General features: G+C 44.0%; 26 protein-coding genes. 8 read left to right on the top strand and 18 right to left on the bottom strand.

All coding sequences use genetic code 11. The features are described from left to right. Nucleotides 1-81: 81 nt before the first annotated feature. The 5 genes from ACNQGS_RS24945 to ACNQGS_RS24925 all read left to right on the top strand — a co-directional run bounded on the left by ACNQGS_RS24945 (nucleotide 82) and on the right by ACNQGS_RS24925 (nucleotide 5671). Entirely contained in the window at nucleotides 82-1065 is a 984-nt protein-coding gene (locus ACNQGS_RS24945) for a Gfo/Idh/MocA family protein (RefSeq protein ID WP_491489682.1), read from the top strand. 109 nt (nucleotides 1066-1174) lie between these two features. Then, complete coding sequence (locus ACNQGS_RS24940) at nucleotides 1175-1867, top strand: response regulator transcription factor (RefSeq protein ID WP_491489681.1); 693 nt, start codon at nucleotides 1175-1177, stop codon at nucleotides 1865-1867. Continuing rightward, nucleotides 1864-2871: a sensor histidine kinase gene (locus ACNQGS_RS24935; RefSeq protein WP_491489680.1), complete on the top strand. Its 1008-nt coding sequence runs from the start codon at nucleotides 1864-1866 to the stop codon at nucleotides 2869-2871. The genes ACNQGS_RS24940 and ACNQGS_RS24935 overlap by 4 nt, the downstream gene beginning before the upstream one ends. A 102-nt stretch (nucleotides 2872-2973) precedes the next feature. Further along, on the top strand, nucleotides 2974-3735 hold the full coding sequence (locus ACNQGS_RS24930; RefSeq protein ID WP_491489679.1) for an ABC transporter ATP-binding protein: 762 nt from the start codon (nucleotides 2974-2976) through the stop codon (nucleotides 3733-3735). Further along, entirely contained in the window at nucleotides 3725-5671 is a 1947-nt protein-coding gene (locus tag ACNQGS_RS24925; RefSeq protein WP_491489678.1) for an FtsX-like permease family protein, read from the top strand. The genes ACNQGS_RS24930 and ACNQGS_RS24925 overlap by 11 nt, the downstream gene beginning before the upstream one ends. A gap of 48 nt (nucleotides 5672-5719) precedes the next feature. Here the strand turns inward: ACNQGS_RS24925 and ACNQGS_RS24920 are convergent, their stop codons facing one another. The 9 genes from ACNQGS_RS24920 to ACNQGS_RS24880 all read right to left on the bottom strand — a co-directional run bounded on the left by ACNQGS_RS24920 (nucleotide 5720) and on the right by ACNQGS_RS24880 (nucleotide 13647). After that, nucleotides 5720-6346 carry a histidine phosphatase family protein gene (locus ACNQGS_RS24920; protein ID WP_491489676.1) on the bottom strand — a complete coding sequence of 209 codons (627 nt, stop codon included), beginning with the start codon at nucleotides 6344-6346 and terminating at the stop codon, nucleotides 5720-5722. 20 nt (nucleotides 6347-6366) lie between these two features. Beyond that, nucleotides 6367-6894 (bottom strand): DinB family protein, encoded by a 528-nt coding sequence (locus ACNQGS_RS24915; RefSeq protein ID WP_491489683.1) that lies wholly within the window; start codon nucleotides 6892-6894, stop codon nucleotides 6367-6369. A 132-nt stretch (nucleotides 6895-7026) separates the two neighbouring features. Continuing rightward, nucleotides 7027-7644 (bottom strand): PepSY-associated TM helix domain-containing protein, encoded by a 618-nt coding sequence (locus tag ACNQGS_RS24910; protein WP_491489675.1) that lies wholly within the window; start codon nucleotides 7642-7644, stop codon nucleotides 7027-7029. Nucleotides 7645-7741: 97 nt separating this feature from the next. After that, entirely contained in the window at nucleotides 7742-8995 is a 1254-nt protein-coding gene (locus ACNQGS_RS24905) for a sensor histidine kinase (protein WP_491489674.1), read from the bottom strand. 9 nt (nucleotides 8996-9004) lie between these two features. Beyond that, a complete protein-coding gene (locus tag ACNQGS_RS24900) occupies nucleotides 9005-9676 on the bottom strand; it encodes a response regulator transcription factor (RefSeq protein ID WP_491489673.1) in 672 nt (223 codons plus the stop codon). A gap of 85 nt (nucleotides 9677-9761) precedes the next feature. Next, entirely contained in the window at nucleotides 9762-10928 is a 1167-nt protein-coding gene (locus ACNQGS_RS24895) for an ABC transporter permease (RefSeq protein WP_491489672.1), read from the bottom strand. After that, entirely contained in the window at nucleotides 10906-11616 is a 711-nt protein-coding gene (locus tag ACNQGS_RS24890; protein ID WP_491489671.1) for an ABC transporter ATP-binding protein, read from the bottom strand. Before ACNQGS_RS24890 ends, ACNQGS_RS24895 begins: the two co-directional genes overlap by 23 nt. Nucleotides 11617-11674: 58 nt before the next feature. Further along, entirely contained in the window at nucleotides 11675-12643 is a 969-nt protein-coding gene (locus ACNQGS_RS24885; protein WP_491489669.1) for an efflux RND transporter periplasmic adaptor subunit, read from the bottom strand. 146 nt (nucleotides 12644-12789) lie between these two features. Then, entirely contained in the window at nucleotides 12790-13647 is an 858-nt protein-coding gene (locus ACNQGS_RS24880) for a YhfC family intramembrane metalloprotease (RefSeq protein ID WP_491489668.1), read from the bottom strand. 171 nt (nucleotides 13648-13818) lie between these two features. Between ACNQGS_RS24880 and ACNQGS_RS24875 the strand changes: the two genes are divergently transcribed. Continuing rightward, entirely contained in the window at nucleotides 13819-14997 is a 1179-nt protein-coding gene (locus ACNQGS_RS24875) for an SLC45 family MFS transporter (RefSeq protein WP_491489667.1), read from the top strand. A gap of 150 nt (nucleotides 14998-15147) precedes the next feature. Continuing rightward, the gene (locus ACNQGS_RS24870) at nucleotides 15148-16119 is read left to right on the top strand and encodes an NAD(P)H-dependent flavin oxidoreductase (protein ID WP_491489666.1); all 972 of its coding nucleotides are present in this window, start codon (nucleotides 15148-15150) and stop codon (nucleotides 16117-16119) included. A 63-nt stretch (nucleotides 16120-16182) separates the two neighbouring features. Here ACNQGS_RS24870 and ACNQGS_RS24865 read toward each other — a convergent pair whose 3' ends face one another. The 3 genes from ACNQGS_RS24865 to ACNQGS_RS24855 all read right to left on the bottom strand — a co-directional run bounded on the left by ACNQGS_RS24865 (nucleotide 16183) and on the right by ACNQGS_RS24855 (nucleotide 17998). Beyond that, the gene (locus tag ACNQGS_RS24865) at nucleotides 16183-16638 is read right to left on the bottom strand and encodes a hypothetical protein (RefSeq protein ID WP_491489665.1); all 456 of its coding nucleotides are present in this window, start codon (nucleotides 16636-16638) and stop codon (nucleotides 16183-16185) included. Nucleotides 16639-16665: 27 nt separating this feature from the next. Next, entirely contained in the window at nucleotides 16666-17160 is a 495-nt protein-coding gene (locus ACNQGS_RS24860) for a hypothetical protein (protein WP_491489664.1), read from the bottom strand. 103 nt (nucleotides 17161-17263) lie between these two features. Further along, nucleotides 17264-17998, bottom strand: a complete 735-nt coding sequence (locus ACNQGS_RS24855) for a sulfite exporter TauE/SafE family protein (protein WP_464492440.1) — start codon at nucleotides 17996-17998, stop codon at nucleotides 17264-17266. 177 nt (nucleotides 17999-18175) lie between these two features. On the opposite strand from ACNQGS_RS24855, the gene ACNQGS_RS24850 reads away from it, so the two are divergent. Next, on the top strand, nucleotides 18176-18418 hold the full coding sequence (locus ACNQGS_RS24850; RefSeq protein WP_491489663.1) for a hypothetical protein: 243 nt from the start codon (nucleotides 18176-18178) through the stop codon (nucleotides 18416-18418). A gap of 532 nt (nucleotides 18419-18950) precedes the next feature. Here ACNQGS_RS24850 and ACNQGS_RS24845 read toward each other — a convergent pair. The 6 genes from ACNQGS_RS24845 to ACNQGS_RS24820 form a co-directional block, all read right to left on the bottom strand. Beyond that, nucleotides 18951-19520 carry an RNA polymerase sigma factor gene (locus ACNQGS_RS24845; RefSeq protein ID WP_491489662.1) on the bottom strand — a complete coding sequence of 190 codons (570 nt, stop codon included), beginning with the start codon at nucleotides 19518-19520 and terminating at the stop codon, nucleotides 18951-18953. Then, complete coding sequence (locus ACNQGS_RS24840; RefSeq protein ID WP_491489661.1) at nucleotides 19486-21468, bottom strand: DUF6449 domain-containing protein; 1983 nt, start codon at nucleotides 21466-21468, stop codon at nucleotides 19486-19488. The genes ACNQGS_RS24845 and ACNQGS_RS24840 overlap by 35 nt, the downstream gene beginning before the upstream one ends. Continuing rightward, entirely contained in the window at nucleotides 21443-22342 is a 900-nt protein-coding gene (locus ACNQGS_RS24835) for an ABC transporter ATP-binding protein (RefSeq protein WP_491489660.1), read from the bottom strand. Before ACNQGS_RS24835 ends, ACNQGS_RS24840 begins: the two co-directional genes overlap by 26 nt. 5 nt (nucleotides 22343-22347) lie before the next feature. Next, nucleotides 22348-22725, bottom strand: coding sequence for a GntR family transcriptional regulator (locus ACNQGS_RS24830; protein ID WP_491489659.1), 378 nt, complete (start codon nucleotides 22723-22725; stop codon nucleotides 22348-22350). A gap of 221 nt (nucleotides 22726-22946) precedes the next feature. Continuing rightward, complete coding sequence (locus ACNQGS_RS24825) at nucleotides 22947-23939, bottom strand: LacI family DNA-binding transcriptional regulator (protein ID WP_491489658.1); 993 nt, start codon at nucleotides 23937-23939, stop codon at nucleotides 22947-22949. 3 nt (nucleotides 23940-23942) lie between these two features. Then, nucleotides 23943-25001, bottom strand: coding sequence for an aldose epimerase family protein (locus tag ACNQGS_RS24820; RefSeq protein ID WP_491489657.1), 1059 nt, complete (start codon nucleotides 24999-25001; stop codon nucleotides 23943-23945). Nucleotides 25002-25008: the final 7 nt, after the last annotated feature.

Below are 25008 nucleotides of genomic sequence, written 5' to 3'. Positions count from 1 at the left end.
CTCATTTCATGCCTGATTTGGCAAGTTCGCCAAAATACTTTATGATGTTAGAAGTATTTTGTTATTGGAGGAATTGAGCATATGAATATTGCTACTGTTGGAACGGGTTCGATTGTGGATACCTTCCTTTCTGCATTAAATAATATAAAAGACGCCCAATGTGTGGCGATGTATTCCAGAAAACAGGAAACTGCCCAACCGTTAGCCGAAAAATATCAAATCCCTGCTATCTACACCGACATCGAAAAAATGTACCAGGACCCAGGCATTGACTTTATTTACCTGGCTTCCCCAAACAGCCTGCATTACGAACAGGCAACACAGGCTCTCCAGCATGGAAAACATGTCATATGTGAAAAACCATTCACCTCGACCGTCGCAGAACTCGAAAGCTTGATAGCACTCGCCAAACAAAAAAAGTTAATGCTGTTTGAGGCCATCACAACGATTCACCTGCCCAACTACCAACTTATTAAAGATAACCTGCCGAAGTTAGGGCAAATAAGAATGATTCAATGTAACTACAGCCAGTACTCAAGCAGATATGATGCCCTGCTCGCCGGAGAGATGCCGAATGTGTTTAATCCGAAATTTTCCGGAGGGGCGCTTGTGGACATCAACATTTATAACCTCCATTTCGTGATGAATCTGTTCGGGACGCCGGAAACCATCCGCTATACAGCCAACAAGCACCCAAGCGGGATTGATACTTCTGGGGTTCTCGTTCTGAAATATCCTGACTTTATCGCTGAGTGTGTAGGCAGCAAGGATACACAGGGTCTCAATTTTGTCCTTATCCAAGGTGAAAAAGGATATATCCATGTTGAAAACGGGGCGAACGGTTGCCAAAATGTCATCTTACATACCGCTGGAACAACTGTCACCTTAAATGAGCAGACCAACACGAATAAGCTATATTATGAGCTACTGGCCTTCAAAGACATCTTTAAAAATCAAAACTTTGACCGCTGCTATGAACTGCTTGATTACAGTTACTCGGTTATGCAGGAGCTAGTCGAAGCCAGAATGGATGCCGGCATCAAATTCCCAGCCGATCAGCTATAATCTAGAAAAGAGCCAGTTAAAAAAACAGCCGGCTCTTTTTTTTAATAGATAAAAGGAAATTTTTGCTATATTATGAAATAGAGAAAACCGAAATAAGTTGGTGTAACCAATGTTCAAACTCTTATTAATTGAAGATGATGCCACACTATTCAACGAGGTAAAGGAACGGCTTACCGGCTGGTCCTATGATGTGCATGGAATTACAGATTTTAGCCAAGTCATGCAGGAGTTCACCACCATCAAGCCGGATTTAGTCATCATTGACATCCAACTCCCTAAATTTGACGGATTCCATTGGTGCCGGATGATTCGCTCCCATTCGAGCGTGCCGATTTTGTTCTTATCGTCACGGGATCATCCTTCCGACATGGTCATGGCAATGCAGCTTGGTGCGGATGACTTTATCCAAAAGCCTTTCCATTTCGATGTCCTGATTGCCAAAATCCAGGCGATGCTGCGCCGGGTTTATGATTACAGCAGCGACAGCCAAATTGAACTCAAGACTTGGTGCGGAGCGACAATTGATTATCAAAAAAATACAGTCACTAATAACGCTGGTGCTATCGAGCTGACCAAAAATGAGATGTTTATTTTAAGAGTGCTTATTAATCAAAAGAATAAAATCGTTACGCGCGAAGCGTTAATTAAAAGCTTGTGGGACGACGAGCGGTTTGTCAGCGATAATACCCTAACGGTCAACGTCAACCGGCTCCGCAAAAAACTTGATGAGATTGGAATTGGCCACTTTATCGAAACAAAGGTGGGACAAGGCTACATGGCGGTCGAGGTGCAGCGGCCATGATCAAAAAGTTTTTACTGGAACGGCTAAGCTGGATTTTGTTTATTCTTGCCTTGGAGTTTCTCGTCATGTCGATTTCCTTCCTTGATTCAGCAATCCCGTTTTTACCTGTTCTATATATTGTTTTTCTATCGCTCATCATCTTTGCCATTTTTTTAGCCGTACGTTATCACCACGAGACGAAATTTTATAAAGGACTGGCAGATTGGGAAAACAGCCTTGATTTAACAGGCTTTCCAGCCGCAAAAAGCCCTTTTGAAAAAATGATTGAAAGAAGTGTCACCAACCAAACAGAGTCCCTTAAAATAGAGGCGTCTGCCAACCGGACGATGCTTGAACAGGAAAAGGATGAACTGTTATCCTGGATTCACGAGGTCAAAACGCCGCTGACAGCGATGTCGTTAATGATTGACCGGATCGAAGACACCGAGCTTCAGGCCAATTTAAAATATGAATGGCTGCGCATTCATCTTCTGCTTGACCAGCAGCTCCATCAAAAGCGGATTCCGTTTATGGAAAACGACCTGTATATTGAAAATGTAAATTTAAAGGACATTATTTTTAAAGAGATTAAAGCATTGCAATCCTGGTGCATGCAAAAAGGGATTGGCTTTGAGGTGGAATTGGCGGCTGCCGAAGTATGCAGCGATGCGAAGTGGCTGGCGTTTATCATCAGGCAGCTGTTAACCAATGCCGTTAAATACAGCGGCTCCTCAGATATCCAGATTCGCAGCAGCTATGAACGGGATGGACGGACGATTCTGGAGGTAGAGGATTTCGGACGCGGCATCGACCAGAGGGATTTGCCCCGCATCTTTGACAAGGGCTTTACCTCAACAACCCAACATCAAGACAGTGCCGCAACCGGCATGGGGCTATATCTCGCAAGACAAGCAGCCAAGCCGTTGTTGATTCAATTTGGTGTGCACTCCAAACTAGGTGAAGGAACAACGTTTACATTAATCTTCCCAAAACAAAATGAATTTGTCCGGATTACAGGCATGTGACAAAAACGTCACATGCTTTCCTTTATTTGTTCGGTGAAACGAAGGAAGCAGCCCGCCCCCCAGCCCTATAATGAAGCTATCGAAATAAGGAGTGTGTCGATTATGCCTATTTTAGAAGCTAGCAAAATTGATAAAAGCTACGGTAACAAGTGGAATAAGCAGGATGTGTTAAAGGGGATTGATTTAAGTATTGAAAAGGGGGAATTTGTCAGTATTATGGGGGCTTCAGGCTCTGGAAAAACAACGCTGCTGAATGTTCTTTCCTCGATCGACAAAGCAAGCAACGGTTCCATCAAAATTGAAGGAAACGAAATCACCCGGATGAAGGAAAAGCAGCTGGCAGAATTCCGGAAACACCATTTAGGGTTTATTTTTCAGGAATACAACCTGCTGGATACCTTGACGGTTAAGGAAAATATTCTTCTTCCCTTGTCGATCACGAAAATGCCAAAACAGGAAGCCGATCAAAAATTTGCGGCGGTGGCCGAAGAGCTGGGAATTTACGAACTCAAGGACAAATATCCAAATGAAATTTCCGGCGGGCAGAAGCAGCGGACTTCAGCAGCGCGGGCGTTTATCCATGAACCGAGCATAATTTTTGCCGACGAACCGACTGGTGCGCTCGATTCCAAATCTGCTTCGGACTTGCTAAATAAGCTTAGCGGATTAAATCAAAAGCGAAATGCCACCATTGTGATGGTCACCCATGATCCTGTTGCCGCAAGCTTCAGCAGCCGGGTCATATTCATTAAGGACGGGCAGATTTATACCCAATTGAACAAGGGCGAACAATCCCGGCAGTCGTTCTTTCAAGATATCATGAAAACACAAGCGGTATTGGGCGGTGTTCAATATGAGCATTAAACACCTCATCCTTCGCAACCTGAAAAAGAATATAAAGAATTATTATTTGTACGTGTTTGCGTTGGTCTTCAGCGTCGCCCTTTACTTCTCCTTTGTCACGCTGCAGTATGACCCGGCGATGACGGAGGCGAAGGGTACTATCAAAGGGGCTGCCGCCATTCGGACCGCTTCGATTTTGCTTGTTGCTATTGTTTCCATCTTTTTGCTGTACGCCAATAACATTTTCATTAAGCGGCGCAGCAAGGAAATCGGTTTGTTCCAATTGATTGGGATGACCAAAGGGCGGATATTCCGGATTCTCAGTGCCGAGAACTTCATTCTTTACTTTGGGTCGCTCGTGGTTGGCATCTTTCTCGGATTTTCTATTTCACGCTTGATTCTGATGATTCTATTTAAAATTACCGGTGTTGACGCAGTCGCCAGCCTCCATTTTTCAACCCAGGCGCTCGTACAGACCATCATTGTTTTTATGGTGATTTACCTGTTTATCATGTTAATGAATTTTATTTTCATCAAAAGGCAAAGTATCTTGGCATTGTTCAGGGTCATTTCCTCAACAGAAGGAAAAGCACAAAAACTATCGACGGTCGGAAACATCATCGGCATTCTCGGTTTGTTGTTGATTGCCACTGGCTATTATATCTCATCAAAGCTATTCAGTGGTGATTTCACCACCATGCCGGCACTGTTTGCGGCGATGACAGGGATTCTCGGATCGGTCATTATCGGAACGTATTTGTTTTATAAGGGTTCGGTGAGTTTCATTTTTCAACTCATCCGCAAACGGAAAAACGGTTATTTGACCATTAAAGAAGTGATGTCACTATCCTCCATCATGTTCCGGATGAAATCGAATGCCTTGTTACTATCGATTATTACTACTGTATCAGCGCTGGCCATCGGATTATTATCACTCTGCTACATCTCCTATTATTCTGTTGAAAAAACAGCCCAGAATAATGTAGCCGCCGATTTTGCTTTTGTAAACGAAGGGATTGCAGAGAAATTTACAAACGCACTGGGTGCAGAGGGAATTAACTACCGTGAAAAAAGGATTGAGGTACTTCAGGTCAGCGCAAACTTAAAAAACCTCCTGGAACGGGATTTGGAAGGAATGATGGTAGACCCTGCCGATATGCCAATGTCGGTCATCAGCGAGAGGTCTGTAAAAGATGTCGATGTAGCCCCTGGGGAAACTATATTTACCGGCTATAACGATCTTCTCCAAAAATTTATGGGTTTAAAGGAGTCTGGAACGTTTCAATTAAAGGGACAAAATGAAGTGATTCCGCTAAAATACACGGGCCTGAAAAAGGAGTTCGTCATTTCCTGGTATTACACAGCAGGCGGTTCCCCCACTGCGATTGTTGATGATGCCGTGTTTCAGCGGCTTAAGCAAGACTTGGATCCAAAGATTCAACAAGACTCTTCCCTTTTTATCGGCATTAATTTAAAAACCGAGGAGCAGCTTGAAAAAGCAAATAAGCTATTCACCGATTTGGATTTTAGCAGGGAGCATGGGAATGATTCCCGCCTTGACCTTATCAATAAGCAGAAACAGTCAATGGGGCTCGCCATGTTTATCGTGGGCTTCTTGGGATTGACTTTCCTAATCACTTCTGGCTGCATTCTTTATTTTAAACAGATGGGTGAAAGTGAGGAAGAAAAGCCGAATTATACGATTTTACGTAAGCTTGGCTTTACGCAAGGGGATCTTCTCAGAGGGATTCAGGGGAAACAACTGTTTAGCTTTGGCATTCCATTGGCAGTTGGGTTATCACATGGTTATTTTGCGGTACAATCGGGCTGGTTCCTGTTCGGTACGGAGGTTTGGACGCCGATGCTGATTGTTATGCTGTTGTATGCGGCACTATACTCCATTTTTGGTGTCCTTTCGGTTGCTTATTACAAAAAGGTTATTAATGAAGCACTTTAATAAAGAAATGGCCCTCTGCCTTTTTTGGCCGGGCCATTTTTCATAGGATTAGATTTCAACCTTTGGCACAAATATTTTTTCGTACTGATAGTCCCCATCCGCTTCATCAATCTTGATGACTGAGGCATTTTCAATCGGCTTGAAATTGATTAATTCTTCAACAGGCGTTTCCATTAGAAAAGCCAGAAGCATATGCATAAAGGCTGCATGCGTGACAATTACGAGGTTATCATAGCGTTGCTGCCGCTTAAGGCGGTCAACCACCGTATTCATAAACATGGTCGCACGCAGGTATACATCCGCAAGTGACTCCCCATTTTGAAAGCGGAAATAAAATTGCCCCGCCGCTTTATATTCCTTTTTAGCCTCCGGAGTCCGGTTGTTGAAATCATAAAGATTGCCAAGCTCCCATTCTCTTAATAGAGGATTCTCGTAAAATGGAACCTCCCCCGGAAGCAAGGAATGAATCGCCTGGGCGGTTTGTTTCGTCCGCAAATAAGGGGAACTGTATAGTACGGTCTTTCCATTCACGTTTGTCTTCATAAAATCGGCCGTAACTTGGGCTTGCTTGTGGCCAAGCTCTGTCAAACTATGCTGGGAATCGTGCGTATGCGCCATCACGTTCCTGTCAACGTTATGCTCTGATTCGCCGTGACGGATAACATAAATATTCAACTATCTCCACCTCTAATTTCTTAGTTTTTTTCTTTTTTGATCATCTTTTTTATGAGCCGAATCTGGCCCCTATGATTCAATTCATCTTCAAAAACATGAAACCATTTAAAATAGTTATTGGCCGGAAGGTTCCACCAAAATGGAGTCTGCTCAAATAACCATTCGTCCGGCAAGGTTTTGAATTTTTCAATGGTGGCAGCCCGGACTTCTGCTAATTCCTTTAAGTAATAATCAATGGAATAACCTTTGATTTCTTGTGCGGGTCTTCCCAGATCTAGTGCTGGATTAAAACGGGCAACTTCTTCATCGGTTAAATCGTCCCGATTTTCAAAGGTAACGATTTGGTACACTTTTTCAACTGCTGCAAAATGCGCCAGCAGCATACCGATGGAATTGGCATCCTCGTCATAAAGAAAATCCAGCTCCTCGACGGTAAGATCCTTCACTTCTTCAATTGTTGTGGCCCTTGCGTAGTCCATCATTGAAACTAGTTTGCTGAATTCTGGACCCAGCCCATCCTTTTGATCAATGATTAATATTGACTCCATATCCTTTATCAAATCCGCTTTCCTCCACTGTCCGAAAATTCATTCTCCCTTTTATTCGGCATCTGACATTCGATTTCCTGTTAATTTTATGCAAAATAAAGAGACACATCGTTCAGACGTGCCGCTTCCATTTTAATAAACTATCATGTTTGCTTTTCCTAAATAGAGCACAGCATTATAAGGATCTTCCTCACGTCTTTTCCTTTTTCTCTCCGCACCAAGGACTTTTAGAGAAAGATAGATGCCTGAACCTGTTAGGAACATCATCGCAATGGCAGTCAGGTCGATCAGCCACTTGACATCGGTATTTCCGATTCGGCCTTCATGAAGTCCCCTGATGATGCCCATAGCGGATGTTTGGCCTATGCCTTCACCGCGGAACCCTCTGGTGAAGTTTCCGTTTCCGTTAAACCTGCCAGCTTCTCCTTGGAATTGGCCGTTTCTGTTCTGCCCCTGCATTTGGTTACCATCTTGCCCTTGCATTTGATTTCCGAATTGCCCATTTGTTTGCCCTTGGTTGCTATCGTTCGCTTGGCCTTGCATTTGGCGATTAAACCCTCGTTGAGTCTGTCCTGCTCCGTTTGTAAAACCTTGTCTAAATTGACCAGGCTGGAAATTGCCGCGCTCCCCCATCTGGGTCTGTCCGATCAACCATGGTTCATTCATAAGCAGCCCTGTGAGCGATTCCATAAAGATTAACACAGAAGCTATTAAACCAATCCATAAATGAGCTTTTCTCACTTTTTTCATTTAAAGTTTTCTCCCTTCAATATGCTTGTACCCATTAGATACCCTCATTATGAAGAGCTTTCCTTAAGATATTCTTAAAAAAATTAAAGAACCCATATTAATTTTTTTGGGTTCTTGGAAAGACAATTTCAATCAATGTTCCTTTACCAAGCGAGCTGTTCACTTTGACTTTGCCATGGTGCTTGTCGATAATCCATTTAGCAATGGATAAGCCAAGCCCCGTTCCCTCAGCAGAAGTCCGAGCTTTATCGCTTTGGAAAAAGCGGTCAAATATCCGCGGTATGTCCTGCTCCGGAATGCCAATCCCAGTGTCGTTTATGGTAAGCGTAATGCTTGAGTGGCTTTGCAGACAAGACAGCTTGATTTCCCCGCCTTCACTTGTATACTTCATCGCGTTGTCCAGTAATATAACAATGAGCTGGTGAATCCTTTCCTTATCCCCGCAAAAAGCAACAGGCTCAGGTGCCTGTAAATGTATTGTTTTTTCTTGATATAAAGCAATATCTTCAAATTGCAAAAGGATTTCTTTTAAAAGCTCATCGATTTGAAACTCTTGCTTCTTCATTTCCAGTTGATTGGAGTCAGACCTTGCCAGCGTCAATAAATTGGTCACCAGCTTGGAAAGTCTTCGCGATTCCTTTGAAATAGTTGAAATATCGTGAATTCTATCTTGAATGGTGGCCTTTGGATTCCGGAACAGCACATCGGTTTTCGCCTGAATGACCGCCAACGGCGTCCTCAGCTCATGAGAGGCATCCGAGACAAATTCCTGCTGTTTATCCCAGGCCTTCTTAATCGGGACAAGAGCCCGGCCAGCCAGGAAATACCCGGAAGCCAGCGCGCAAATGACACCAATACCGCAGCCGATTAAGATAATTAATAACAGCCTATCTAATAATTCTTTTTCCGAATTGACGTTACGAATGAATTGCACTGTGATTTTTCCTGCTGTAGTATTCACTTCAAAAGCGATATATCGGTAGGAAAACCCTCCTGCTACCACATCCTGTAAGGAATTTAGTTTTTTCGGCCGAATCTGCTCCTCTTTCCCCGAAAACAACTCGGTTTCACGACCTTGTTCCCCGATCAGCTGTTTACCTTCACTCTGCCACAATAAGATCATGATCCTTGGGTCCCGTTTCATGAACCTAGGGCCGGGAGAATCGTGGTCATCATCGTCAACGCCTGGCTGCTGTTGTAAGTGTTTAACAGATTCCATTAACGACCGGTTTACATCCTGATATAATCGATTATCCGTATAAAAATAAATAACGCTCCCAAGAATGCTGATTAAAACGATTAAAACCAGCGAATTTAACAAAGTCAGCCTAATATGTGTGCGCCTGAACATCCGCTGCCCCTATTCCTCGTTCAGCATATAGCCGACACCGCGAATAGTCTTAATATCGGAGTGGTAGCCGTATGGTTCCAACTTTTTCCGAAGATGATGCATAAATACCTCGACTATGGCGATGGTGGTGTCGGAATCAAACCCCCAGACACGGTCATAGATTTGTTCTTTTGTTAAAATCGCTCCCTTGTTCTGGATGAGAAATTCAAGCAGCTCGTATTGCTTGGCCGTGAGCTTAATGGGTTTGCCATCCACCACAATATCCCGTTCCCGGCCCAGTAATTCAATTCCCCGGTATCGAATGGTTTGGTTGGTCGTTAAGCTCCCGCTCCGTCTTAATAGCGCACGGATCCGCGCCTTTAATTCCGCTGCCTGAAACGGCTTCACTAAGTAATCGTCCCCGCCGCTGTCTAGTCCTTTTACACGGTCCTCCAAGGAGTCCCGTGCCGTTAGAAAAAGAACCGGAATTTTCAGGCCTTCCCTGCGAATGGTTTGGAGGACTTCAAAACCGTCAATCTCCGGAATCATCACATCCAATACTATTGCATCATGAATGTTTTGCATCGCTAAAAACAAGGCATCTTCTCCGTTGGCTGCCTGGTCCACTTCAAATTCATCGGATAATAGCTGGACAATGGATTCCAGCAAGGAGAGATTATCCTCTACCACTAATAAACGCATAAATGAACGCTCCCAAAATTTTTATTACAATCATTATATAGGAAACAAAGCGGCCGCAAAAGAAAGGCCGCTGAAATCCAAACTTTTATTCGTACCTTAAGGCTTGAATAGGGTTTAGTTTTGACGCTTTATTGGCTGGGAACACCCCGAAGATGACACCAACCACCAGCGAGAAGAGGAACGAACCAATCATCACCGAAGAGGTGAATGACACTGTTAAACTAAACAGCGATGACAGCAGCTTTCCTAATCCCACGCCGGCAAGGATCCCAATCAATCCCCCGACGCCGCTTAATACCACCGCCTCAATCAGGAATTGCAGCAGCACATCACGCCGTTTGGCGCCAATCGCCTTGCGGATCCCAATTTCCTTCGTCCGCTCGGAAACCGAAACAAGCATAATATTCATGATTCCAATCCCGCCCACAAGCAGTGAAATTCCGGCGATTCCGCCCAACATCATCGTCATCGTATTCGTTACAGAACTCATCGTATCCATCAAGTCCTTTTGATTGGTGACACTGTACGAATCGCTTTTGTTTGGATACATGCCCGCGAGTGCCAGCTTCACCTCGCTCATGACAGCATCCATTTGCTCTTCGCTTTTCCCTTGCAAATAAACTTGGTTGATGGTTGTGCTTTTCACTAGCCGCTGGCCGGTGCTGAGCGGAACGATGACCGTATTGTCGCCGCTTTGTCCCATCGAGCTTCCTTTTGATGCCAGCACTCCGACCACTTTAAAAGAAGTGCCTTCTATTTGGATGTATTGCCCGACAGGGTTTTCCGATCCAAAAAAGGTGGAAGCTGTTTCCGAGCCGATCACGGCAATTTTTTGGCGGTATTCAACATCAAGGTCGGTGATAAAACGTCCTTGCTTAACCTTTGTGTCGCGCACATCCGAATAAGCGGCATTGGTCCCCGTCACGGATACCTGCGAAGCGGTTTTATCCTTTTTTACATTGACACGGCCCGAAACAACTGGAGAAATGGCTTTGACACCATTCAATTTACTAAGTTCACTGATTTTGTCTTCCGTTAAAGCTAAATCCGTTCCAAACGTACTGATGGTTAACAGGTTTGTACCAAGCTGATTAATCCTGCTGGTAACGTTCTGGGCCGAACCCTGGGCAATCGACACAAGCACAATCACCGAGGATACCCCAATAATCATCCCCAGCATGGTGAGGGCCGATCTAAGCTTATTGCTCTGGATACTGCGGAGTGCCATTTTAATAGATTGCCATATTCCCAATCAGCTCACCCCCATTTTCCAAAAGCTGTCCGTCCTGGATGCTGACCATTCGGCCTGCTTGCTTCGCTATGGCCAAATCGTGTGTAATTAAAATGATGGTATGGCCTAATTCGTTCAGTTCCTTCATTAAATTAAGAATTTCCTTGCTTGTCTTGCTGTCAAGGGCACCAGTTGGCTCATCGGCAAGAAGGATGGAAGGATTTCCGGCCAATGCTCTGGCAATTGCAACCCGCTGCTGCTGACCGCCGGATAGCTGGGTAGGCAGGTGCCCGGCCCGCTCCTTCAAACCAACCTTGCTTAGGCTTTCCATTGCTCTTGCTTTCCGTTCCTTTGCCGGAACACCTGCATACAGCAAGGGCAGTTCCACATTTTCAATAGCCGTTAATTTGGTCAACAGGTTAAAGTTTTGAAAAATAAAGCCGATTTTTTGATTGCGGATTACCGCCAACTGGTTATCATTCATCTTGCCAATGTCCTTGCCGTCCAACAAGTATTTTCCGGACTGGGGACGGTCAAGGCAGCCAATCATGTTCATCAAGGTTGACTTTCCTGAACCGGACGGACCAATGATCGCTAGAAATTCCCCATTTTCAATTTTGATAGATACATTATTTAAGGCGTGAACTGTTTCGCCGCCAAGCTTATAGGTTTTCATTAGGTTGGTGATTTGAATGATTGGTTGACCCATTACTGACTGCTCCCTTCTGAGTCCGTAAAATTACGGAACGGAACCATTTGCCTGCTCATTATTTCCCGCTCCTTTCTCCGCCGCCGGACCGCCATTGTCCACCACCGTTGCCGCGATTAAATCCACCCATGCCGCCCATGCCTGCACCAAACCCGCCTTGCATCATACCGCGGGTATTAGTAGAAGACGAGCTATCTGTAGCTAATTGTGGCAACTGAAGGATATCACCTTCTGAAACACCTTCTGTGATTTCTACATAATCTTCATTTGCTAACCCTGTTTTTACCGTTTTTTGTTCTGATTGACCGTTAGAGTTATTTGAAGCCACGATGACATATTTCTCACCATTTGCTGTATGGACTGCATCAAGTGGAATATAGAGGGCCTCCTCTTTACTTGCAGTCAGAATACTCGCCTCTGTGCTCATGCCAACTTTCAGATTATCAATTTGATCAAAATGAATGGTGACATCAAATGTGGACACCCCATTGGATGATGTCCCTTCATTAGCCACCGCCGATACTTTTCCTGTGAAAGTTTGATCAGGCAGTGCATTTACCTTTATGTTTACCGCTTGTCCCACTTGAATCTTGGTTATATCCAGCTCATCGACCTGTACGACGGTTTGTAAGTCTTTATAGTTCGTTAAGTGGGCAACCACCTGCCCTTGTGTAACCCGATCACCTGCTGCAACGGAAAAAGAAGTGATCATACCATCTGCAAGTGCCGTGACAGGGTCGCTTCCATCTGTATAAGTGATTAATTCTTCACCTGCTTTTACTTCCTCACCGGGAGACCACAATACTTCATCGATTATTTTATTGTTTTCGTTTGACTTAATGTCAGTACTTGTCACCGGCTGGACCGCACCCGACCCGCTGATTTTCACTTCTAACTTACCTTTTTGTACGGTTGCAGTCCGGACTTGTGCCGATGCGGCTTGCGTGGCGTTTTTGGAGTTATACCACTGATAACCGACATACCCCACAATCAGCACACTAATTGCAATAAGGATCCATTTTTTCATCTTTGCTTACTCCTTTTCATATCCGGTAAAGCCCAACCGGAAACATATTTTTGGATAAGCCTATTATCAAATCCCTTCCTTAACTTTTCCTTAAATAAAAAAAGACTTGAGCCGCGCTGGGTCCAAGTCTTTCATTTTCTATTATTCTATTTTGCGTCGTCTGTAAACATCGTTTTGGATTTTTTGATAAAGATGATTGAGAATACAGCGATAACCGCCAAGTATCCTTCAATGATCCACAGATTAGTAATCTTGCCGACTTGAGCAAATATGATTGGAAAGTCTACTCCTGCATGGATGAGAACTGCCAAAATTACATATGAAAATTTCTTTTTTGTAACACCCAATAAAACTAATAAACTAAAAGCCATTTGCATAAAGACTGCTAAGAAACGTTCAAGGATGGCAAAGTAATAAAAGTCTGTTCCTTGACTTAGAATAGCATCTTTAATGGCTGCAACCTGATCGCTTGGCAGCTGAGCCATTGAGCTTTCAAACGTTCCAGCATTGAGCATAAAGGAAAAAACCAAAGCCTGACCGCAAACCACCAGCATAAGGAGAATTGCCTCAATGCCTCCCCAGCCAATTCCAAACGAAATACCGCCTTTATAGTCATGGAATTTTTTCAAAAGCCATGTAAATAATATGAATCTACCTAATTCTTCAAAAAGCCCTGCCGCCAAGGCGCCGTATGTTCCCCATGCCAAAGGATGGTCGGCGTAATTTGGGAAGCTTGTGATTACGACCACATGCAAAATCTTCTCGAGCACTTGGCTGAACACAATAAAACCAACTGCCCCTAAAATTACAGGCTTTGCAGACACCCCAGTTCTCTTTCTATAAAACAAAATCAATCCAATAAATAATACAAACGAAAAGATAATTGGAACAAACATCGCAATAATCTTTGCCGTACTTACCATTTCAATCTCCCCTTTGAACCCTCTGTTTTTATTATTATCATTCTCAATAATGATAATAATACCTTTTCTAATATCTGTCAATTGCTTATTGAAAAATTTATTTTATTGGGCCCTTCCCTATCAAGCTATGAAAAAATCAGGCAAAAGAATGAAGGTGCGGCATATGATAATAACATTCCTATTAATAGGTTTATGAGGCATGCTTTCGGATATGGGACAAAAGAATCAGCTGCCGAAGGGGGGGTTTTTCTCTTGCGAAAAACATGGCTGTTAGGGTTCGGATTTTTCAGCATTAGTATCGGCTGGTCTTTGTATAACGGCTTTGTCCCTTTCTTTCTGAACGATTATCTGGAAAGCACGGCTTTAATTGGCTTTCTCATGACGATTGATAATTATTTCGCCCTTTTTATACAGCCCTATGTAGGCAGCCTCAGTGACCGGACCCAGACACGCTTCGGAAGGCGCATGCCCTACCTGCTTATCGGCATTCCACTCGCAGCCCTCTTTATCGCGCTAATTCCTTTCCATCATAATCTTTTCACGTTAATCCTTTTCATGGTTGGTATGAACTTATCAATGGCCATTTTCCGCTCACCCACCATTGCCCTGATGCCCGACATTACACCAGAATATCAGCGTACCAAGGCGAACGGGATCATTAATTTCATGGGCGGCCTAGGGGCCATCTTGGCCTTCAGTGTGGGGGCATTTTTGTTTAATGTTCATGAATCCTTGCCATTTCTGCTGGTGGGGATGGTTTTAATCGTAACGTTATGGGTTCTGTTTAAAAATATTAAGGAAAACCGCGATTCTTTACCGGTTACCATGTCGACTGCTTCTAAGATAGATTACAAAGGCGAACTGAACTCACCCACGATTTTTTTACTGGCGGCCATTTTCTTTTGGTTTGTGGCAATCCAAGGGATGGAGGCGTTGTTTACCTTGTATGGGGTAAAAGAACTTGGCTTGTCGAGAAGTGATTCCGCCTTCTCGTTAGCATTCTTTTCATTAAGCTTTGTCCTGTCCTCTATTCCAAGCGGTTTTTTTGGCGCTAAATATGGGGAGAAAAAGGTGATTTTAATAGGAGTCATCGGGTTATTCTTTGTCTTTCTCTTCTTAAATTGGGTAGACTCCGTGTTTGTCTTGAGGTTCTTTCTCGTCGCCGGAGGAATGTTCTGGGCTTGCATCAATATCAATGCTTATCCTTATGTGGTTTCAACGGGGAGTGAACACAGAAATGGGACCCGAACCGGCTTATATTATTTGGTTTCCTCCCTTGCTGCCATCGTATCCCCGCCAGTTTTAGGTCTGCTGATTGACCACTTTGGATTTAGGATGTTATTCTTTGCAGCTGCGGTAAGTATGCTGTTTGCGTTGGCCTGCATACTAAAAGTTAAGAATCTGGAGTCGGTCTCTCATTCCGTTCATTAAGATTCCTGGTTGGATTGTCCGTAAATTTGAACATTCTGTGACAAACCATAAAAACATTATCAACCATTAGTACCAGGTGTTAATTAACTCACTGCATTATGGAAACCCTATTGCTACAATGAGAAGGTGTAAATTCCTTCAAAATTAAAAATGAAATGGGGTTTTTTCTTGAATTTCCCGCAATTGAAAATAGGTCACATGATGCCCAAATTTCCTATCATGCAAGGCGGTATGGGAGTAGGAATTTCTTTAAGTAAGCTGGCATCAGCAGTTGCAAACGCAGGGGGCATTGGAATTATCTCAGGAACAGGGATTACGGTCGAGGAAATGAGATTGCATATTAGAAAAGCGAGGGAAAGTATAGCGAGCACTGGTTATATTGGTGTTAATGTTCTATTTGCCATGAATGATTTTGCGGAAAAAATGAAAGCAGCCATTGAAGAAAAGGTTGATTTCATCATATCAGGAGCAGGAATTTCAAGGGATATGTATGCCTGGGGTAAAGAAGCTGGCATTCCAGTCATTTCGATTGTATCTACAGCAAGGCTTGCGAAGATGTCTGAACGCCTTGGGGCTTCCGCTGTTGTGGTTGAAGGCTTTGAAGCCGGCGGGCACCTTGGTACAGACAGGCCCTTATTCGATATCCTGCCAGAAGTAATAGACGCAGTGAAGATTCCCGTCATTGCTGCCGGCGGCATTTTGACAGGTGAGGACCTCGCTCGCGCCTTAAAGATGGGAGCATCAGGAGTCCAAATGGGCACTCGGTTCGTAGCCAGCGAAGAGTGTGATGCACCGTTATCATTTAAGGAAAAATATGTTCATGCCCGTCAAGAAGATACGATTTTGCTCAAAACCACAGTTGGCCTCCAGGGACGTATGATTAAAAACCATTTTACCGAACTCATTTCAGATGAGAAAAAGGTGAAAATAAAGCATTGCATTGATTGCCTGAAGAATTGTTCTTATCGTTTTTGCACACTGGATTCGTTGATTACATCCATGAATGGGGATAGTGAGAACGGCCTTGTTTTCGCTGGTGCAAGAGTCCATGAAATCAAAGAAATCCTGCCGGTCAAAACCATTATTAGCAACATTATGAGAGAATACGAAGCTTGTGTTTGAGTGCATGGGGACGGTTCTTCTGCCTCATTTTAAAAAATGAGGCAAGAGAACCGTCCCCATGTTTCACACCCGAATCACACCTAAAAAAGCATTCTTCTTATTTTCTATTTCCTCTAAAACCGTGTCATTTTCACGAAGGGTTTCGCGAATGCGTTGAACTATTGCGAGCGCTTCCTGCCCGCTGATTTGTTTGGCGACCCGCTCGAGAAGCACCTTTGTGTCGACTGAAAATCTCCTAGCAAAGCTATGGCATTTGACAATATTTTGGCGGAGGAATTCGGAAAACTCAGGTGTGAACGCTCTGCGAATGCAGCCTCTCATCCCCGCGTACCCATACGAAACCTCTGATGCAGCCCGATAAAACAAAATCATCCCATCGGCACGTCTTGACTCCGGATGCAGTCGGAGTTCTGTCACATACGACATCAGCCTTTTCACCAAAATTATCCCCCGTTCGGTTGCGTCCCACCATTCCGGCAGCCGCTGCCGTTCCCCTTCATTCATTTTAGCGCCAGGCATTCCCTTCCCTCCATTTCACAATTTTTATTAAAGACGCGGAACAGCCTGAACGGTTTGCACGCGTTTCAAGATGACATTCCATTCAGGGTCAAAAAGAGCCTTCCCATACTCAATTGCTTCGTTGATTTTATCAGCTATCTGCCGGTTTAAATGGCGGCTTTGTTCAATCAAATAATAAGTATCCGGCCCTGCCTCTTGGGCAACCAGCTCAAAATTGGGGCTCAATTGTTTTTCGCTGATTCGAAGCGTATCGAGGTCGAGGACCAGCATTTCTTTTACTAACGGAATTGCTTCGCCGCTTGTCATACGTGCGATTGTCCCCCTGACCGCATCAAAGCCGTAGCCGACATCCGCCACCGACGCATGATACGGATTCAAGCCAGGCGCATTACGAAGCGAAGGAATCACGCGAAAGCCAGTTGTAATCGAACAAACAACCTCCTTGGCTGCCATCCCCTGATTCAGGGCATCATCAATCGCATCAAGATAACCACTCCACTCAGTACTGCCACCAACCACCATATCACCCTCTCCACAAAATTCGGCTCCTTTAAAGTATTCATAAAACGCGAAGACGGTTCTTTTGTTTCATATAAGAAAGAAACAAGAGAACCGCCCCCATGCATCATATAACTTTATCTACGAATATTTGGAAAATCAGGCCGATTGTCACTACTCGTAAGATGGGTTTCACATATTTTGGTTTTAGTTTTTCGGCAATGCGGACGCCGATTTGCGCTCCGGAAAGGGAACCAAGCAGCAGCGCAATCGTCATTGGCCAAATGATTTTTCCAGTTGAGATATAGGAAATGGCAGCGCCAAAGCAGCTGGAAAAAGTCGCGATCCGCACCAAAGCCACAGCGCGAAGGTAGGCAATATTCAAATAGCCGAACAAATAAAGCATCAGCGTTCCTTGTCCCGGGCCAAACAGGCCGTCATACAATCCGATTCCAAACAAGCCTGGCACACTGACCTTGTTCATCTTTAACGGTTCCGTGCCTGCGAAATTCCCTTTCCCCTTAAAGGAAGCGATAAAAGCGAAAATAAGCAAAATAATAGCAATGATGTACATATTTTTCCCCGATATATGGGATGCGATGAAGCCGCCAGTGACCCCGCCGCCGAGGCTGACAGGAATAATCCAGATGGCTTCCTTTAGGGAAATTTCCTTTTTTCTATAAAGATGGTAAAAGCTCGAAAAGGAACTAACCGTGTTGGATACTTTGTTCGCACCAATAGCCGAGTGGATTGGCAGCCCTAATATCAGCATGGCAGGGAGGCTGATGAGTCCGCCCCCGCCCGCAAGCGTCCCAAGCGTTGTAGCACAGATTCCAATCATGTAAAGCAAGATATATTCCATCCTTGACACCCCCTTGTCACTTCACTACCAGTATATTCCTGTCCCCTCGATAAATAAATTTCGCAGTTTTTATGAAAAAGGATAAGAATTACTTATTGGAATAGGCAGCCGGGAACCCCGCGGGATTCGGCTGCATATAGTGTTTTAGTCCAATGCCCATGTTATGGAGGTACTATCATGAGAAATTATCCGATGTATCCTTACTATAGCAAGGAAACAAAATGCGAGGAGCAGCCACTTTCCTTTCCGCCGCAGCATCAGGACCAGCTGCCGGGACTTGAATACTTAATGAATCCGAAGCCGATCTCGGAAAATCGAGATTACAAAGGGAGCGGTAAATTAGCGGGCAAACCTTGCATGTTAATGGCGGGGACTTCATTTCTTCATAAGAAAATGGCCGAGGTCATTAACAACGTATGAAGTTTTGCGCTTTGAACCGTTGCTGGAACTCTATGAAGCTCTCATAACTACCGAAGCCCCACCTCTTCTTTTGGCTCGAGCGTTATGAACCCTCTCATAACTACCGATGCCTCCCTTTTCCTTCTCGTCCGGGTGTTATGAAGCTCTCATAACTACCGATGCTCCCTTTTTCCTTCTCCCCCGGGCGTTATGAACCCTCTCATAACTACCGATGCTTCCTTTTTCCTTCTCGGCCGGTAGTTATGAAGCCCTCATAACTACCGATGCTCCCTTTTTCCTTCTCCCCCGGGCGTTATGAAGCTCTCATAACTACCGATGCTTCCTTTTTCCTTCTCGCCCGGGCGTTATGAACCCTCTCATAACTACCGATGCTTCCTTTTTCCTTCTCGCCCGGGCGTTATGAAGCCCTCATAACTACCATACCTTCATATTTTCAGTCGGCTTAGTAGAAATAAAAAAAGGGTGTCCGCCCCACACGGACAATTGTCCATGCGTGGGGCCTGACACCCAACTAAAACCTATTCTCTGCACCTTACCCAGCCGCCAAAATCTGCCGCAACTGTTTCCTAGCCCGGTAAAGCCGGGTTTTGACAGTGGCGGATTTGAGGTTGAGGCGGCTAGCGATTTCGGTTTCTTTTAGTCCGTACTGCATTTTGAGTATCAGCACCTCCTGGAATTCCTTGGAGAGGTTCTCTATTGAGCCGCCAATCTCCTCTTGGAAAAGCCGGATGACGGCCGCCTCCTCTGTACTAGAACCGCTACCCGCTCCCGCTCCGACACCGTGCAATGGTTCCAGTTCGGCGTAGTCCATCGGCGTCCATTGTCGTCTTTTCTCTGACCTAAGGAAGTCAATCGCGGTTCTCGCGGTAATGGCCGAGAGCCATGCTCCTAACTTGCCATTGTCCTCTACCGTGTCCAATTTCCGGTACGCCTTTAAAAAGGATTCTTGGACGATATCCTCTGCCAAAAACTCGTCTCTAGTATACTGATAAGCAATATAATATAGCCGTTTTGCGTGTTTAGAATATACCTCATTAAAATTAACTGCGTTCATTTCTCGCTCCCGCTTATTTAAAATGATTTTTAATAAACTCAGGCACATGCTCCTCATCAAAATAAGTGACTTCATTAAAATGACCATCATTAAAATACACAATAGCCGCATATTCACTACGAGGATTTGTCCCGGCCTTCTCAAGTACTTGTTCAATTTGGCCTTTATCGGTAATTTTCAAGGTGTTCCCACTGTGTTCTATCGCTGATTCGATATCTGTCGAAAATTTCCCGCTGTCCTCAATGGAAGAGAAATCACCCTTTGCCACCAGGACATGTGAAATATCCTCTGCGGTTACCTTTGCCTGATCGAGCACTTCCTTTTCCTTCAACCAACTCTCAAATTTCCGATAAGTCGGCTTAAATTCAAACATAACAGACTGTTCATTCCCCAAATTGATTTCAATGGTTGATCCAAGTCCCGAATAATAAATACTATCATTATAGGATTCTGCCAGCACATCTTCCCTTAATAGCGACAACGCCTGCCTTACATCCTCCGGCTTTGAAAGGGTCACAAACTTGTTCACCGGCCCATTGGCCCTGATTTGCAGATAACTCACTTTCTTTTCATCCACCATAAAAATCTCTCTTGAAGTCATTTTATACTCCTTCGATTCGTAAATCGGCTTATATAAATCCTCGTAAAGACGCGTCATGACACGGTACTGGCGAATGACCTTTTTCCCGTTTTTCAATTCATACATGATAAAGAATTCTCTATCGGATTTATTCTTTTCCTGCTCATTGATTTTTTTATTGGCCAAGATTTGTTTATGCATCTTCAGGACGGCGGCGATATTCTCCGTTTCCTTCATTGGTTTAGGGTCAAAGACATCCCCGTAAAAGCCATCATGGCTCAGGTAAAAATTCGGATTATCCGTCAGCAGGACATTCTTAATGTCACTTTGTTCCGGGATTCTATTTTCATAAAATCCAAGCGCCTGAACCCCTACTACAAGAAACGCAATAACAGCTAGATAAACGACAAGACCCTTGATGCGAGTGAAAACCCGCCATGTCTTACGCAGCACCATCTCCGCCGCAAAGTAGCCGATAGCTGCTCCGATTCCATAACCAAACAGGGTCCAGCCAAGATTTTTAAAGGAAACATCGTTAAAATACGACCCGCCCAGAAGCATGAAGCAAAAGGCAGTCCCATATTTAAAGACGGAACGCAATTTCGGAAAGGCAATTGCTTCAGAGGCAAGCTCCAGATTTCTTTTTTTATAAAAAAACAGGGACAGCCCGTACAGGACAATTGTCAGGACAATATACAGCACAGCATCCTTCCATTGAAAAGCTCGGCTTTCAAGAACAGCCGTAAAGGTGATTGGTGATAATTTTTCCAACTGGCGGTTTAGGAAAAAATCGCCAGGGAATCCGTAGAGCAAGATTTTCAAATTATAGGACAGCAATACGGTAATCCCGATTGGGAAAAACAGAAAAACATACGCCAGTACGGCTTGAACTACCGAGATTCCCGTCATAATTCCAACAAATACGCTTGATATATACAGGAGCAGCGTAATAACGATGATTGTGCCTGACCAGTAGAGTAAATCATGGATCGTGAACAAGCTGCCGAGGTCATAGGTGAAATGCATGATGTAAACAATTCCTGTCACGATGGCTACCGGGAGAATGAGCAGCACCATTCCTGTCAGAGCATAATGGTGAAAAATTCGCTCCCTCTTTAACGGAAGACTATGCATGAGGTCCGCTGCTTGTTTGACATGCAGGAACCGAAACAAAAAGACAGCCAAAATGACAGGGGCAATCGCAATCAGGAAAACCTGAATCTCGTAGTCATATTGAAAAAGGTTGTTACGAGACTGATAGTATAAAAAATTATCAGAATCTGAATATAGAATTAATAGAATTCGAATCGGGAGCACAAACAGCAGACCAAGCAGGTAAATGACGGAAATCCAGCCTGTACTGCGTCCCATTTGCAGCATCAGTTCTTTATTAAACAACGACATTTTTGATGGCATAGCCGATATCCCCCATTTCGTAAATAAAGATTTCTTCAAGTGTTAGTGGGAGCAGGTCAAAAATGACGGGATGGGTCTCGATAATTTGTTTTGCTATTGCTGCCTCCTCACCCCTGACGATAAGCAAATGGACACTTCCCCGTTTTTCCGCATGAAGCGGCTTTAGTTTATCGAGCAGTCTATCCGGCAGGCCATTCTTATATGCAACTTGGACTTTGTGGACATTGGACTTTAGGTCATCCAGTTCTTTTTCGATTAAAAGTGACCCTTTGTGAAGGATGCCGATATGGTCGCAAATGTCCTCAATTTCCCGAAGGTTGTGGGACGAAACGAGAATCGTCATTTCCCTCTCTGCCACATCTTGAATCAGCAGATTCTTCACCTTTTTGCGAACAACCGGATCAAGGCCATCCATTGGTTCATCGAGGATGAGAATGTCCGGTTTTGCCGCCAGAGCCATGATAAAGGCAATCTGACGCTGCCAGCCTTTGGAAAAGGATTGAATTTTCTTATTTACATCCACCTCAAACGCTTGGGCTAGATTCTTGAAGCGTTCCTCATCCCAGCTTGGATAGCAGCTTCTGTAAAAGCGGGCCATTTGCTTGGTGGTGTATTGTGGGAAAACGTATGGATGGTCTGGTATGTAAAATATTTTTTCTTTGAGGTGGATATTTTCAAAAACGGGCTGCCCGTCAATCGTGACTTCCCCTTGATCCTGCCGGTAAATACCCGCGAGGAGCTTGATGATGGTGGTCTTACCTGCCCCGTTTGAACCGATTAATCCATATATCGAACCTTTTTGAATGGTTAGGTTGACGTTTTCGACCGCGACGTGTCGATCAAATTTTTTAATTACGTTTTTCATTTCAATCATTACTTTTAGCCTCCCCCGTTTGAAGCATCAAGGTCTTGGATGAGAGAAATCAGTTCCTGCGCCGGAATCCCGAGGTACAAAGCCTCTATGATTAATTTTTCCAGTTCCTTCTTCATTTCCGTGATTTTCTCCTTGTCTCTAGCTTTTTGGTTTGGATTGACAAAGCTTCCTTTCCCTTTAAGGGAATAAATAAACCCCTGCGTCTCAAGCTCTCGATAAGCCTTTTGAATCGTATTCGGGTTAATGGAAAGCTCCGTTGCAAGCTGCCGGACAGATGGAAGCTGTTCATCAGGCTTGAGCAGCTCATTCATAATCAGTTCCTTCATCTTGTCCACCAGCTGTTCATATATTGGCTTACGGCTCCTCATATCCAGCTCAAACATAACTGGGTGCCCCCAATCTGTATTAACTGTACTATCATACATAGTACACTATGATTATATTCCATCCCTTTCCAAAATGGAAGCCCTAATTTGGTATTTGCAGGAAAAAGGTGTCAGGCACCGCGCGTGGGTATTGTCCACCTGAGGCTGACAAAATGCAAAAAGCTGGATACCCCTGTTTTGGGTCATCCAGCTTTTGTACTTGTTTTATTGTTCTTTAGTTAGAAGCTGCTGTTTCTTATGATTAGTTTAGTTGGGAAGGTTATTTTTTTGGCGATGGTTCGGCCTTCGTTTCTTTCGAGGAGGGTGTCGACCGCCGTTTCTCCCATTTGCTCGGTATAGACTTTTACTGTGCTTAAGGCAGGAAAAACATATTTGGAAACGCTAATATCGTTTATTCCGATGATGTTTACCCTTTCAGGTACGGAAATCCCCGCTTCAAGCAAGGCCCTAAGTGCTCCAATGGCAATCGGGTCATTACCGGCGAAAAAGGCTGTCGGCAGGCGGTCACCGTGATCCTCAATCGCCTGCTTCATTAGAGCGCAGCCTTGGTCCACCGAAAATCCTCCGATGTACATGAATTTCTCATCCAAAAGCCCTTTTCCTGTCAAATACCGCTTAAAGGCCAGTTCCCGCGAATCCTCGATGACAGTGGCTTGGTCTTTATAAGCTTCTCTTCCCCCAATATAGCCAATTTCCTTATGCCCTTTCTCCAACAGATAATCCAAAATTTTCATAGTGGCTCTTTCCATATCAACCACAACGGAATCATATTGATCCTCATCGGGAGAATAATCGACAAACACGATGTTTTCCGTTACAGAAGCCAGCTCGCTGATCTGCCTGCTGCTAAATTTACCGATGGCAATCAGTCCGTGGATATCTTCTCCCTTCAATTCCTCAAAGCTATCCTGAAAGTATTTAATGACCTGAATCCCATGGTACCGGCAGCGATTTTCCACTCCAAGACGAATGGACATGTAATACAAATCCTCTAGCTCTTCTTTTTCTGTATACCATTGAAAAAGAGCAATCTTTCCAATTTCGGGTTTCCGAACAACCGCTTTTTTCTTATAATCCAGCTCCCCTGCCACTTCAAAAATTCTCTTTTTTGTTTCATCGCTAACTGAAAGAGTCGTATCATAATTCAGCACTCTTGATACAGTGGCTATTGATACTCCCGCTTTTTTTGCAATATCCTTAATAGTTGCCATAAATCAAACTCCTATTGTATTTGAAAAAAACCGATACTTCGTTTTTGAATAGTATACTTCCTCAGGATGTAAAATCACAGTAGGAAACCCCGGATGGTGAACAGCATCTGGAAGACCTTGCGTTTCAAGACACACACCCAAATAATTCCTTGCGCGGACACCTGATATCGAAAACGGACCTTCCAGTTGATTACTGGTATAAAGGACCACACATGGCTGGTCTGTTGTCACCCTAAGAGATCTGCCGCTTTCTTTATCACTTAACATGATTGTATTTTCTCCACTTTTTTTAAAAAGAAGCGGATGATCATAGCCGTTTCCAGCAAGCACAATTTGCGGATGGGAGGACTTCATTCCTGACAACAAGAAACGCCCCTGATTAAAATCAAATGGCGTATTCTTTGATTCCAGCATTTTCCCTGTAGGAATCAAATCTAGTCCAAGCTCTAAAAAGCGATCACTTTCCAATTGAAGGATGTGCTCAGAACAATCCCTTTTCAGATTGCCGCTTAAATTAAAATACGAATGGTTCGTTAAATTGATTAACGTCTTATGATCGGTTCGTGCTTCATAGCTGATGCTCAGCTCATTCGTATTGGATAAAAGATAGGTAACAGCAGTATCCAAATTACCTGGGTATCCCTCTTCTCCGTCCATACTTCGATAGAAACACTTCACCCCGACCACATTTTCCTGTTCGATTTTTTCTGTTTTCCAAATTACTGAACTAAACCCCTTCTGCCCGCCATGCAGGTGGTTGGGATAATCATTCGCTGCCAGCAGGTACTTTTCTCCATCCAATTGAAACTGGGCATCCTTTATTCTTCCAGCCACTATCCCAATTACTGCCCCAAAATAAGGCGACCATTCCAGGTAGTCCTCAAACCGATCAAAACCAAGGACAACATTTTCAAAATGGCCATTCCTGTCAGGAACAATAATTTTTGTAATAACGCAACCGTAGTTCAAACAAGAAACAGACATCCCAAAATCATTGGTCAATGTATACTCTATCACCAGCTCACTATCATAATTACCAAATTCCCGTTCAACTATTTTCATTGATTTA

This window comes from Neobacillus sp. PVCKKU3 (assembly GCF_058323225.1).
The sequence above is the reverse complement of the archived record's forward strand: the minus strand, read 5'-3'. Positions and strand labels throughout refer to the sequence as shown.